Origin of the sequence: Nocardiopsis sp. TSRI0078 (assembly GCF_001905145.1) — a bacterium.
Classification (GTDB): domain Bacteria; phylum Actinomycetota; class Actinomycetes; order Streptosporangiales; family Streptosporangiaceae; genus Nocardiopsis.
The window spans coordinates 164,092-176,120 of sequence record NZ_LWLB01000004.1 but is presented as its reverse complement, the minus strand read 5'-3'; the positions used below and the strand labels follow the sequence as shown (position 1 = coordinate 176,120).

At 71.1% G+C, this 12,029-nt stretch carries 12 protein-coding genes and 1 tRNA gene; 9 read left to right on the top strand and 4 right to left on the bottom strand.

The features are described 5' to 3' along the window. The first annotated feature begins 96 nt into the window (after window positions 1-96). The 6 genes from moaC to A6A08_RS06425 all read left to right on the top strand — a co-directional run bounded on the left by moaC (window position 97) and on the right by A6A08_RS06425 (window position 4,289). A complete protein-coding gene (gene moaC, locus A6A08_RS06450; protein WP_073701606.1) occupies window positions 97-606 on the top strand; it encodes a cyclic pyranopterin monophosphate synthase MoaC in 510 nt (169 codons plus the stop codon). Then, the gene (locus A6A08_RS06445; protein WP_073701605.1) at window positions 599-1,117 is read left to right on the top strand and encodes a molybdenum cofactor biosynthesis protein B; all 519 of its coding nucleotides are present in this window, start codon (window positions 599-601) and stop codon (window positions 1,115-1,117) included. Before moaC ends, A6A08_RS06445 begins: the two co-directional genes overlap by 8 nt. Window positions 1,118-1,367: 250 nt before the next feature. After that, complete coding sequence (locus A6A08_RS06440; protein WP_073701653.1) at window positions 1,368-2,087, top strand: GNAT family N-acetyltransferase; 720 nt, start codon at window positions 1,368-1,370, stop codon at window positions 2,085-2,087. 395 nt (window positions 2,088-2,482) lie between these two features. Next, window positions 2,483-3,139, top strand: coding sequence for a hypothetical protein (locus tag A6A08_RS06435; protein WP_073701604.1), 657 nt, complete (start codon window positions 2,483-2,485; stop codon window positions 3,137-3,139). Window positions 3,140-3,209: 70 nt separating this feature from the next. Beyond that, window positions 3,210-3,283: transfer RNA gene (locus A6A08_RS06430), tRNA-Ala, on the top strand. 358 nt (window positions 3,284-3,641) lie between these two features. Beyond that, window positions 3,642-4,289 (top strand): TetR/AcrR family transcriptional regulator, encoded by a 648-nt coding sequence (locus A6A08_RS06425; RefSeq protein WP_073701603.1) that lies wholly within the window; start codon window positions 3,642-3,644, stop codon window positions 4,287-4,289. An 81-nt stretch (window positions 4,290-4,370) separates the two neighbouring features. On the opposite strand, the gene A6A08_RS06420 is transcribed toward A6A08_RS06425, so the two are convergent. Further along, window positions 4,371-5,111, bottom strand: coding sequence for a response regulator transcription factor (locus A6A08_RS06420; protein WP_073701652.1), 741 nt, complete (start codon window positions 5,109-5,111; stop codon window positions 4,371-4,373). A gap of 1,083 nt (window positions 5,112-6,194) precedes the next feature. Here A6A08_RS06420 and A6A08_RS06415 point away from each other — a divergent pair. Beyond that, the gene (locus tag A6A08_RS06415; protein ID WP_073701602.1) at window positions 6,195-6,749 is read left to right on the top strand and encodes a hypothetical protein; all 555 of its coding nucleotides are present in this window, start codon (window positions 6,195-6,197) and stop codon (window positions 6,747-6,749) included. A gap of 93 nt (window positions 6,750-6,842) precedes the next feature. Here the strand turns inward: A6A08_RS06415 and A6A08_RS06410 are convergent, their stop codons facing one another. The 3 genes from A6A08_RS06410 to A6A08_RS06400 form a co-directional block, all read right to left on the bottom strand. Further along, window positions 6,843-7,151 (bottom strand): sec-independent translocase, encoded by a 309-nt coding sequence (locus tag A6A08_RS06410; protein WP_073701601.1) that lies wholly within the window; start codon window positions 7,149-7,151, stop codon window positions 6,843-6,845. Between the two features lie 336 nt (window positions 7,152-7,487). Next, a complete protein-coding gene (locus A6A08_RS06405; protein ID WP_017543917.1) occupies window positions 7,488-7,691 on the bottom strand; it encodes a cold-shock protein in 204 nt (67 codons plus the stop codon). 308 nt (window positions 7,692-7,999) lie between these two features. Then, the gene (locus tag A6A08_RS06400) at window positions 8,000-9,637 is read right to left on the bottom strand and encodes a dolichyl-phosphate-mannose--protein mannosyltransferase (RefSeq protein ID WP_073701600.1); all 1,638 of its coding nucleotides are present in this window, start codon (window positions 9,635-9,637) and stop codon (window positions 8,000-8,002) included. Window positions 9,638-10,338: 701 nt separating this feature from the next. Between A6A08_RS06400 and rsmI the strand changes: the two genes are divergently transcribed. Both rsmI and A6A08_RS06390 read left to right on the top strand, forming a co-directional pair. Continuing rightward, window positions 10,339-11,223 (top strand): 16S rRNA (cytidine(1402)-2'-O)-methyltransferase, encoded by an 885-nt coding sequence (gene rsmI, locus A6A08_RS06395; protein ID WP_073701599.1) that lies wholly within the window; start codon window positions 10,339-10,341, stop codon window positions 11,221-11,223. Between the two features lie 139 nt (window positions 11,224-11,362). Next, complete coding sequence (locus tag A6A08_RS06390; RefSeq protein ID WP_073701598.1) at window positions 11,363-12,025, top strand: AIM24 family protein; 663 nt, start codon at window positions 11,363-11,365, stop codon at window positions 12,023-12,025. The last annotated feature ends 4 nt before the right edge of the window (window positions 12,026-12,029 follow it).

The window sequence follows — 12,029 nt, the reverse complement described above, 5'->3', positions numbered from 1 at the left end:
CACCGCCGGGCGCGGTGCCCCCGTCGTGTCGTACGGTCGTGATGGCGCGGCCGCCCCGGCCGCGTCCTGTGTTCGAACGGAAGAGTTGGCGGACCGATGACCGACACCCCACGGCCGGAGGGGGCCGACCACCCCTCCGGATTCACCCACCTGGACCGATCCGGTGCCGCGCGCATGGTCGACGTCTCCGAGAAGCGGGTGAGCGCGCGCACCGCCACCGCCACCGGCCGGGTACTGCTCGCCCCGGAGGCCGTCGCCGCGCTGCGCGGGGGAGAGGTGCCCAAGGGCGACGCCCTGGCCGTCGCCCGGATCGCGGGGATCCAGGGGGCCAAGCGCACCCCCGACCTCGTGCCGCTGTGCCACCCCATCGCCGTGCACGGCGTCGACGTGGACCTCACCGTCGTGGACGAGGGCGTGGACATCAGCGCCACGGTGCGCACCGCCGACCGCACCGGGGTGGAGATGGAGGCGCTCACCTGCGTGATGACCGCCGCACTCGGACTGGTCGACATGGTCAAGGCAATCGACCCCGAGGCCGAGGTCACGCGGGTGCGGGTCGAGGAGAAGACCGGCGGCAAGAAGGGCGACTGGAGGCGCGGTGAGTGAGTCCGGGGGCCGTGTGCCCCGCGTCGCGGTCGTGACGGCGTCCAACCGGGCGGCGGCGGGCGTCTACCCGGACCGCTCCGGGCCGGTGGTCGCCGAGCGCCTGCGCGAGCTCGGCTGCGCGGTCGTGGGCCCCTGGGTGGTGCCCGACGGCGCGCCGGTGGCCGAGGCGCTGGTCCGTGCCCTGGACGAGCGCCTCGACGCCGTCATCACCACCGGTGGAACCGGCCTGACCCCGCACGACCACACGCCCGAGGCCACGCGTCCGCTGCTGTCCTACGAGATCCCCGGCATCGCCGAGGCGCTGCGGGCCGCGGGGCGGGACAAGGGCGTGCCCACGGCGATCCTGTCGCGGGGCCTGGCCGGGGTCGCCGAGCGCGGCGGCCACCGGATGCTCGTGGTGAACCTGCCCGGTTCCAGGGGCGGCGCCGGCGACGGTATGGACGTGCTGGCCCCGGTGCTCGGACACGCGCTGGACCAGCTGCGCGGCGGGGACCACGTTCCGTCCGAATGACACCGAACAATGACCGGAATCACATCTCGGGCATTCCGTCCGTTGATAATTCCTTGGGTTGCCACGGGTTTTCGGTACGCAAGTATTGGAGTTAGGAAACATCCGATTCCTGCTCCGCTGGAGTGATGGACGACACTCCGCACCCGGGGAGTGGAATACTGGAGCCCGTCACCGGCGACGGGGAACCGACACCTCCGTGTCCGGTGTCGTACCGGTGGGCTACGGTGCCGGAGGCATCGAAGGGACGGTCGTGAATCGCAGACAAGGGTGGCCCGTCACCCTGCAGGAGGGGCCGGTCGCGCTCCGACCCCTGCGGCTGCGCGACGCCGCCGCGCTGCGGGACACCCGCGCGCGCAACGAGGAGTGGCTGCGCCCGTGGGAGCCGACCTATCCCGAGATGCCGTTGCGCACCACGGGGATCACCCCCTACGTCTCCATGCTCCAGGCCGTCCGCAGGGAGGCCAGGCAGGGCCTGTCCATGCCCTGGGCGGTCACCTACGAGGACCGGTTCGTCGGACAGCTCACGGTGGGCGCCATCGTGTGGGGATCGGCGAGATCGGCCCAGGTCGGGTACTGGATCGACAGCGCCTACGCCGGGCACGGCATCACCCCGACGGCGGTCGCGCTGGCCGTCGACCACTCCTTCTTCCGCGTCGGGCTCCACCGGATCGAGGCCAACGTCCGGCCCGAGAACCGGGCGAGCAGGCGCGTGGTCACCAAGCTGGGCTTTCGCGACGAGGGGGTGCGCAGACGCCAGCTGCACATCGACGGGGCCTGGCGGGACCACATCTGCTACGCGATCACCGCTGAGGAGGTCCCCCAGGGGCTGATGTACCGGTGGCGCCACGGAGCGCCTTCCGGGCCGTCCAGCGAGCCCGGTTCCGGCCCCGGTTCCGCTTTGGGGCCACAAGGCCCGAACGGCGGCCAGGATCCACGTGATCCGGCGAGCCCGCACCCGGGGTCGAACTGAACGTGACACCATCACAGATGCATCCGGAACCTAAACCCCACTTTAGTGACATTGATTCATTACTTTGCGTTGAATTGGTGCTGCTCTCCGCAGTCGAAGTTTGACCTGCGATTTCGCATCCAAGGGCGGAACGACCGAAACTGAGGGTCCACAATCTTGCGACACTCCGGTCAGAATGTGGCGCATTTATGGACACGGGGTCGTACCGTGCGGAACACAGACGCATTGACGATGCGGGCAACGCGTGGATATGGCACTCGGGAATCACCCCGGAAGCGGGGAGGATCAGGAACGATGTCCCGGAGGGGGACGTCGTCTCCCCCGGGGGTCCCACGCGGCGCGGTGTCGACGAAGTGTCGATCAACGTCCAGTGGCCGTCATCGTGAGGAGGGGTGATGAGCAGCTCTCCTCTGTACCTGGCCATCGTGGTGGTGTGGCTCATAGTCCTCGTACCGATGCTGCTGCGCAAGGACTCCGTGGACGTCGTCCACGAGGACCAGCGCCGTGAGGACGAGGAACCCGAGGCGTCCGGCCGCGAGGAGCCGGAGGAGGACCCCGAGGAGCGCGCCGACGAGGAGGACCCGGACGCCACCGAGACCCGGGTCCTCCGCCGCGGCGAGCACGGCACCGACCCCGTGGACGCGCCCGAGGCCCGCGAGGACGCGCCGGGCCCGAGGCGGTACCGGGCCGCGGCCGGGCCGCGCGCCCGCGTCATCGCCCGCCGCCGTCGCCGCACCAGCGCGCTGGTCCTGGTGAACGTCGCCACGGCCGTGGCCGTCGCCTTCGGCCTGGGGCCCTGGTGGGTGACCGTTCCGCCGGTGCTGCTGCTCACCGGCCACCTGGCCCTGCTCCGGGAGGCGGCCAAGGCCGACGCCGAGCGCAGGCAGGCGGTCCTGCGTGCCCGCCGCCGCGAGGTCCTGCGCGCCCGCAGGGCCGAGGAGGAGCGCAGGCGCGACGCCGAGCGCGAGGCCGAGGTGATCGCCCTCAGGGAGCGGCGCAGCCAGGTGTACGACCAGTACGCGGACGCGCGGCTCAGGGCGGCCGGGGACTGACCCGCGGCCCGGGGCGGAGAACCGTGTTCGGACCACTCCGGGTTTCCTGCTAGTCTGGTTCTCGTCTTCAGGGGCTATGGCGCAGTCCGGTAGCGCACCTCGTTCGCATCGAGGGGGTCTGGGGTTCAAATCCCCATAGCTCCACCGAAGGCCGGGCGGTCCTCCGGGACCGTCGGCACAGGGGGAGGCGATCGGGAGATTTCCCGGTCGCCTCCCTTCGTCTTTTCCGGGCCCCGGCGGTCCCTCCCGGGCACGGCGCCTTCCGGGCGCACCGCGCCGCGGACAGCCGGAAGGGCTCCGGTCGGAGGGGGTGCTGCTGTTCCCTGCGGCGGGCGGTCGTTTCCGGACCGGAGCCCCGAGTGTCACCGGCGAAGCGGCTATCCCCTGTCGCGGGGCGGCCGGTGCTCCCTCCAGCCTACTCCCCGCGCCTCCTCCGGTCCCGGGGGGCGGTGCCGCTCCCACGGTCCCCGCGACGGTGACCTGCCGCCGTAGAGTTCGGTGCATGGCAGACGGATACCACCATGGAAACCTCAGGGCCGCCGTTCTGGAGAAGGCGGCGGAGGTCATCGGCAGGGAGGGGCCCCACGCCCTCAGCCTGCGCTCTCTGGCGGTCGGACTCGGGGTCAGCCACACCGCTCCCCGGCACCACTTCGGCAGCCGGGAGGGCGTGCTCAACGCCCTGGCCACCGAGGGGTTCCGCGAGCTGGCCGACCGGCTGCGGGCCGGCCGGGAGTCGGGCGGGGACTTCCTGGACACGGGCGTGGAGTACGTGCGCTTCGCCACCGACCGCCCGGCGCACTTCGACGTGATGTTCACCCCCGGCCTGCTGAGCGCGGACGACGAGGAGCTGAACGCCGCGAGGACGGCCGCCTTCGACGAGCTCCGCACCGGGGTGGGCTCCCTGGCCGAGGAGGGCCGGGAGGTCGAGGACGCGGCCGCCGCCCTGGTCGCCGGGTGGTCGATCGTGCACGGCGTCGCCACGCTCGCCCTCACCGGGAACCTGGACAGGTCCGGTCTTCGGAGCCTGTTCGAGGACGGCGACCTGCTCGCCATCACCCGTCGCAGCGCCGGACTGCTCTTCGGCCCGAGGACGCCCGGCTCCTCCGGCGGGGACCGGATCCCGGAGTCCGGCTCACCGCGTCCGGAGTGATCCCGCCGGCGGTGGTGGAGGCGGCGCGGCCGCGGGGGCGTGCGGAGCCCCGGGCCCCTCGCACCACGTCCTCCCCACTCCCTAGTTGCCCGAGACGTACTCGGCCCGGACGGCGTAGATGGCGGCCTCGGTGCGCGAGTGCACCTGGAGCTTCTCCAGGATCTTGCGGACGTGGTTCTTGACGGTGTTCTCGGTGATGAAGAGCCGCTCGCCGATCTCGCGGTTGTTCAGGGACCGGGCCAGCAGCTTGAGCACCTCGGTCTCGCGCCGGGTCAGCTCGGGGATGCTCGGACGGCGGGGCGGGGCGCTCTCCTGCTTGGCCAGCTCGGCGAACTCCCCGATGAGCTTGGTCGCCATCGCCGGGTTGATGAAGGACTGGCCGCCGGCGATGGCGCGCACCGCTCGGGGAAGCTCGGTCACCGATATCTCCTTGAGCAGGTAGCCCGTGGCGCCCGCCTTGAGGGCGTCGAAGAGGTCGGACTCCTCGTCGCTCATGGTCAGCATGACGAACTTGGTGTGCGGGACCGCCTCGCGGATGCGCGGGCAGGCGTCGATGCCGTTGGAGTGCGGCATCCACACGTCCATGAGCACCACGTCGGGCCGCATCTCGGTGGCGAGCCGGACCGCCTCCTCGCCGTCGCCCGCCTCACTCACCACGCTGATGTCCTCCTCCTCGTCCAGGACGGACACCAGGCCGCGCCGGAAGAAGGCGTGGTCGTCCACGACCATGACGCGGATGGGGCGGGCGTGTGAGGCGTCCTCGTACGGATGGTCCTCCACGCTCGGGGTGAGGGCCAGGGGGCTCGGGGGGTGCGGACTCACGACGGTGCCTTCCATGCGTATGACAGCCAGGGGGAGACCGGAAGACTCCACGTCCCCGCCTTTCGGGACAGGTGGCGGTCCCGCCCGCGCGCCGCCTTGGGGTGGCTCTTTCCACTTTAGGCGCGCTTCCTGCCGACTGCGGAGGTAACGAACGAACTTACCCCCTGGTACCCCGGGCATCTCGGTGGAAAACGGCGTGAACACTGTTCCGGAGCCCACACCGGAGGGGTGTTCCTGAGGGAGACAGCGGGGTAGAGGAAAGGTATATATCCGTTTTTGTGCGTGACCGAAACAGGGCGCTCGCCTCCTCCCGGCATTGCCTCCCGGGGGGCGCGGCACCGCGCCATAGCCACGGAGGGTAACGGAGTGGCGGGCGGGGTGCGGTATCCCAAAGTTGGGCATACAGTAGGTTTCCGACATCTCTCCCTTCAGGTCCTGCCTGGTGCCCGACCGCGGTGCTCCGGAGGGCCCGTCCCGGAGGCGCCCGAGGCATATCCTGTTTTCCACTTCCGGGACAATGGGCAATCCATCGCTCTCGGTTATGGCGGTCATGGGGATTTTGCCTTCAGGGGGCCTTGTTTTGGCAGGCCAAGGGGAGGGCGTGTTCTATGAACGGTAATGACAGCCCTTCTGAGCTGCGGAAACGTCCTGGATCTCGGTTATTCGAGTGTCGCTGTCCCGGGTTTGGCGGTGCCCGCCCCATAAAACGATGAACATTCGGCTTCAGGTCTTGCGGACGGAGAGCGTCCTACGCCATCGTTGTCGTCGGGATGGGCTGGAAGCCATACGAAAGGTAGATGCCATGACCACGCACACGATCACCGCCCGTGACAGCGGGTGGTCCTGGTACTAACCAGCCTGCCGAAGGGTTCCGACGAGCCCTCGGTACGGGGCCTGGCCAGTTCACGCCGTCCTGGTCGGGCCCTTTCTCCTCTCCGCATCCCCGGAACCCTCCCCCGCCCCGCGGCCGCGGAACCCGGTGGCCGGGGGATTTGACCGCGGACGGCAGCGGGTAGGGACCCGGACACCAACCCCCGGTCCTGCCAGGGCCGGCCCGCGCGACCGTGAAGGGGCGGAACAGCCGTGTCCGACTCCCCCCGGAACCCCGGTGGGTACCAGCCCCCCGAGGAGCCCGTCCACCCGTCCCCTGCGGAGCCCTCCCCGGTCGGAGGATACGAGCCACCGCCGTCCGAGCCCCCTCCCCGGCCGCTGTCGGAGACCACGGTCGAACCGGTGGAGGAGGCGCCCCCGGTCGCGGCCGAGCGCTTCCGGCGCACCACGCCGGCCCGGCGCAAGGTCATCCCCGCCCACAGGGGAGGCGGGCACTGGAGGCTGCTCACGGGGACGCTGACCTACGTGATGGTGGTCGGCGGGATGGCCGACTACGTCGAGCCGGAGACCCGCGCACTCGCCCACCTGGCGTTCTGGCTGATGACCGGGGCCGCGTTCCTGGTCACCCTCGGACGGGAGCAGCGCCACGGCTGGGAGCCGGGGCCGCGCTGGCCCTGGCTGGTCGGGGCCTTCGGCGGTGCGCTGGCCGTGGAGGCGCTGGTCCTGACGGTCGGCTCTCCGACGATCATCGTGGGATCGGTGATCCTGCTGGGCTTCGGCCTCTTCGTGCTCATGCTCCTGGGCTGAGCGGCGCGGCCGGGAGGCGTCCCCGGGAGGGGCGCGCGGCCCTCCCCGCGGTGGTGCGAGGGGGCGCGTGCCCGAGGACGCGGACGGCGGGGCTCAGGTGGCCTCGTCGTCGAAGGGCGGGCGCTTGCCGTTGAGCCTGGCCGCGGGCTTCTTCTCCGGCTCCTCGTCCTCCCAGAAGTGCTTCTGCACGAAACGCCTGGGGTGGAGGTCCTGCACGTCGAAGTCCTTGAACTCCGGGCCCAGTCCCTCCTTGATGTCGTTGGAGGCGGAGTTGGCCATGGTCCGCAGCTGGCGCAGCACCCGGCCGATCTGCTGTGCGGCCTTGGGCAGCTGGTCGGGCCCGAAGATCAGCAGCGCGAACAGCAGGAGGAGGATGAACTCCCAACCGCCGATGTTGAACATGCGCGACCTCGTCCCTCGGTGTACCGACCGGCTTCAAGCAGGTTAACCGGTATCGGTGAGGTTGGGTAACCCTGCCCCGTCGGTCCCGGTACCGGACGCGGACCGGCCCCCCGCTCCCTGGGAGCGGGGGGCCGGTGGAGACGGCGTCCTCGTCCGGACGCCTGGCCGGTCACGGGTCACGGGGCCGCCGGGCGGTGCCCCGGATCCGGGATCCGGCCGTGGTTCATCGAACCCGGTCCCGGCTGTTCGGGCGTACTGACAAGAAAAGGATCGCGGGCGGTGGTGCCGGGCGACGTCCGGCACCCGCGAGCCGTGGAAGAAACGTGTTCAGACCGTTCAGACCGCTCTGACGTCCGCCGCCTGCGGGCCCTTGGGGCCCTGGATGATGTCGAACTCGACCTTCTGGTCCTCTTCCAGGTTCCGGAAGCCGGTGCCCGCGATCGCCGAGTAGTGGACGAACACGTCGGGCTGACCGCCCTCGACGGCGATGAACCCGAAACCCTTCTCAGAGTTGAACCACTTCACGGTGCCCTGAGCCATGTGCTCTCCCTTGGGGACTACTGCGGGGCCGCACCCTGCTGGCCCCGGGCCGCCGGGCGCCGGACCGACGAGTAATCCCCGTATCGACGAGCGCCCACGTGAAGTTCCGCGAGGCGCCTGGGGCATCCATGGAAACTACAACAGCAACCAGTTGCTGACAGTACCAGGGAGGGTGGTGCCTTGCCGAGAGTTTCCACGCGGGAATCGCCTTCTTCCCGTGTCCTGTTTCGGCTACTCAGAACTGTTGATTTCCGTCCGCCTGGCCACTAATGGGGATTCGGTGGAATGCGGGGTTACCGACGAAGTGTTCACGAACCGCCGCTGCCGTAGATCCATACGTCGAACCACAGGCGTTCGCGCCACATCCCCTCGTCGACCGGATACGCCGACAGCACCGGGTAGAAGTACGCGAAGCAGGCCACGATCAGGAGCAGGACCACGCCGTAGACGATGCCGCCCGCCGCCCTCAGGTACGGGGCGAAGCGCGGACTCCCCTCGCCGGCCCCCAGCACCAGGCCCAGCGCCAGCACGATCGCCAGGACCAGGAACGGCAGCAGCGGGAGCGCGTAGAACAGGAACATGGGGCGGTCCGGGTAGGCGAACCACGGAAGCCACCCCGCCGCCACGGCCAGCAGTACGGCGCCCGCCCGCCAGTCGCGGAAGGTCACCCACCAGCCGAACACGACGGTCAGGGCGAGCAGGCTGCCCCACCAGATGACCGGCGTGCCGATGGAGACCACCGAGGTGACGCAGTCGCCGCTGCCGCACCCGACGGCCTCGCCGTTGTAGTGGAACATCACCGGGGTGCGCATGACCAGCCACTCCCACGGGGCGGAGATGTAGGCGTGGTCGCTGGTCAGGTCGGTGTGGAAGGTCATCATCCGGCTGTGGTAGTCCGCCAGGCTCCACAGCGCCTCCGCGGGCGCGCTCAGGAAGCCGGGCAGCCAGTCGGGCGCCATGCCGTCCGCGTGGTCGCGGTTGTAGCCGCCGCGTGTGAACAGCCACCCCGACCACGAGACCAGGTAGACGACCCCCGCGACCACCACGGTCTGCACGAACGCCGGAACGGCGTCGATCCCCAGCCACCGCCAGAACGGGCGCTGCTGGCCCACGCTGCTGCGGGCCCCGTAGTCCCACGCCACCGTGAGCAGGCCGAAGGCCGCCACGAAGAACAGGGCCGACCACTTGGTGCCGACCGCGAGGCCGAAGCACAGTCCGGCCGCCAGGCGCCACCAGCGCATCCCCAGCCAGCCCACCGAGGCCAGGTCCACCCCCGCCTCGGCCAGGCGGGCGAGTCTCTCCCTGGTTCTGTCCCGGTCGATCACCAGGCACGCGAAGCCCGCGAGGATCCAGAGGGTGAGGAAGATGTCCACCATGGCGATGCGGCTCAACGTGAAGTGCAGGCCGTCCAGCGCCAGGATCAGCCCCGCCGTGCAGCCGAGCAGTACCGAGCGGGTCATCCGGTGGGCCAGCCGCACCAGGATGAGGACCGAGACCACCCCGGCCAGGGCCGAGGCGAACCGCCAGGCCTCCGGGGTCATGGACGTGCCGAAGGGCAGGAGCGACCACAGCCAGTCGCCCAGGGCGATCATCCACTTGCCGACCGGAGGGTGCACGACGAAGTCGCCCGCGCCGGTGAAGATGTCCTGGTGGCCCTGGGCGAGCAGGTCGTCGGCCTCGACCGGCTCCTCCACGGTCTCGTGCTCGTAGCCGAACTCCTGGAGGCCGTAGGCGTCCTTGGCGTAGTAGGTCTCGTCGAAGTAGATCCGGTCGGGCTCACCGATGTTGACGAACCTGAGGGCCCCGGCGAACAACGCGACGAGGACGGCGCCCAGCCAGCCCAGCCAGCGCGGGGCCGGGTCGACGGGCAGGAGGCGGGCGCGGATCGGCGCCGACCGCGGCGGGGGCGAGGGCTCGGCCTCTGCGGAGTGTGCGGTGGTGGTCATCTGGTGTATGGGGTGGATACTCCCGCCTTCAGACGGGGGAGGAAACCCGTGCCTCCTTCTGTGTGGTGTAGGCGTAACCGTCCGCCCGTCGGAGCAGGCGCAGATCTTTCCACGAGGTTTCGACGGGGCCGTGCGGGGCCCGCGGGACGTGGCTGCCGCCGCGCACCGCCACCCGGCCGGTGTGGCCTCCGGCGCGCCTGCCGGAGGGGATGACCGCTCGGGCCGGGCCCGCGGTCCGGAATCCGGGGAACGCCTCGTGCCGGGGTGGGCGGCCCCCACGGGCCTGGCCCCGGACCGGCTGGTCCGGAGTGACGTGCTCGGCGCCGGGTGGGGCGTCGGGCGCCTCCCCTCGCACACCCTCCGCACCGGGTGCCGTGCGGCCTCCGCGTCCCGTTGCGTCCCTGTCCCTGAGGCGGTCCGCTGACCCGGGTGCCGGAGCAGGCCGCTGGGGCAGCACGGCCCGGTGGGTCTTCTCACCTGTGTGGAACGTGGCCAACGGGTCACCTCCCTGGTGTTGGCTGGTGCTGGTGACGGCGGGCTTTCGGCCGCGAGGTCCGTAAGCCCCTCCCTCGGAGGGGAATCCGTCACCTCGGCTCGTAGGTTGGGATCGGAGACGGCCGTCCTTTGCGGACGGACCGCGAGACCAGGTTTCGGGTGGCGTGACAGAGCCAACCGTAGCGCGCGACAGGACGGGGATCACAGTGGTCGAGGGTGGAGTCGGTGCGAGGGGGACGGGGACCCTGACACTCGCCGGTGTGCCCATCGGGAACCTGGAGGACGCGCCGCCCAGGCTGCTGCGCGCTCTGGAGGCCTTCCGCGTCATCGCCGCCGAGGACACCCGCAGACTACGTCAGTTCGCCTCCCGCGCGAACGTGCGTCTGGGCGGGGCCGAGGGCGCCCGTGTGGTGTCCTACTACGACGCCAACGAGAGCCGCCGTACCGACGAGCTGCTCGCCGACCTGCGCGGCGGACGCGACGTCCTGGTCGTCACCGACGCCGGGATGCCGGGGGTGTCCGATCCGGGCTACCGGCTGGCCGCCGCGTGCGGTGAGGAGGGCATCCCGGTGACCGCGATCCCGGGTCCGTCCGCCGTGACCACCGCGCTCGTGGTCTCGGGCCTGCCGACCGACCGCTTCTGCTTCGAGGGCTTCCCGCCCCGCAAGGGCCTGTCCGGCTACCTGGCCGACCTGTCGGCCGAGCGCCGCACGATGGTGTTCTTCGAGAGCCCGCACCGCGTCGCGGCCACCCTGGAGGCGATGGCCGGGGCCTTCGGCGCCGACCGGCGCGCCGCCGTGTGCCGCGAGCTGACCAAGACCTACGAGGAGGTGCGCCGGGGCGGTCTCGCGGAGCTGGCGGAATGGGCCTCCGGGGGTGTGCGGGGCGAGGTCTCCGTCGTCGTGGAGGGCGCCCGCAGGCGTCCGGAGGAGACCGGCGACGCCGACCTGCTGGCCGCGGTCTCCGAGCTGGAGGAGGAGGGCGTGCGCCGCAAGGAGGCCATCACCCGTGTGGCCAAGGAGACCGGCGTCCCCAAGCGCCGGGTCTACGACCTGGTGCACGGCGTCGTGGCCGCCGAGCAGGCCGACTGAGGGCCGCGGCCGGCGCACCGGAGGGGTGCGGACCGCCTCGCGGCGGGACCGGAAGGGGCCGGGACCGAAAGGGGCCGGAACCTTTCCCGGCGCGACGCGTCTGACCTGGTGGACACCGACCGCAGAGGAGAACCGTTCCATGAGAAGCCAGCTCTTCCAGCAGGCCCAGGAGACCAGCCGGCCGGGGATGCACCTGCAGAACCACAAGATGCTCCGGGTGGGCCTCGACGGCGAGTTCTTCGCCCGGCAGGGCGCCATGGTCGCCTACCAGGGGCAGGTCGACTTCTCCTACGAGGGGGCCGGCAGCGTCGGAAAGTTCTTCAAGAAGGCCTTCACCGGGGAGGGGCTGCCGCTGATGCGGGTCTCCGGGCGCGGCGACGTGTTCCTGGCCCGCGACGCCTGGGACGTCCACCTGGTCGACCTGGAGGACGAGCAGCTCACGGTCAACGGCACCAACGTGCTCGCCTTCGAGTCCGGGCTGAGCTGGGACATCCGCCGGGTCGAGGGCGCGGGCATGGTGACCGGCGGCCTCTTCAACACGGTCTTCAGCGGACGCGGCAGGGTGGCCATCGCCTGCCACGGCGCCCCCGTGCTGCTCGACATCGACCAGCCGACCTTCGTGGACACCGACTCCGCGGTCGCCTGGTCCACCTCGCTGCGCGCGGGCGTGCGCCGCACGATGAAGGCCGGAGCGCTCATCGGCCGGGGCAGCGGCGAGGCCTTCCAGCTCTCCTTCGAGGGGCGGGGCTTCGTCCTGGTGCAGGCCTCCGAGGGCGCCCCGGCGCCCGCCCAGGCGGGCTGACCGC

Bases quoted from the DNA above. Each gene is read 5' to 3' on its own strand.
- moaC (WP_073701606.1), top strand. From the start codon at position 97: ATGACCGACACCCCACGGCCGGAGGGGGCCGACCACCCCTCCGGATTC.
- A6A08_RS06435 (WP_073701604.1), top strand. From the start codon at position 2,483: ATGAGCAGCTCTCCTCTGTACCTGGCCATCGTGGTGGTGTGGCTCATA.
- A6A08_RS06425 (WP_073701603.1), top strand. From the start codon at position 3,642: ATGGCAGACGGATACCACCATGGAAACCTCAGGGCCGCCGTTCTGGAG.
- A6A08_RS06410 (WP_073701601.1), bottom strand. From the start codon at position 7,151: ATGTTCAACATCGGCGGTTGGGAGTTCATCCTCCTCCTGCTGTTCGCG.
- A6A08_RS06405 (WP_017543917.1), bottom strand. From the start codon at position 7,691: ATGGCTCAGGGCACCGTGAAGTGGTTCAACTCTGAGAAGGGTTTCGGG.
- A6A08_RS06400 (WP_073701600.1), bottom strand. From the start codon at position 9,637: ATGACCACCACCGCACACTCCGCAGAGGCCGAGCCCTCGCCCCCGCCG.
- A6A08_RS06390 (WP_073701598.1), top strand. From the start codon at position 11,363: ATGAGAAGCCAGCTCTTCCAGCAGGCCCAGGAGACCAGCCGGCCGGGG.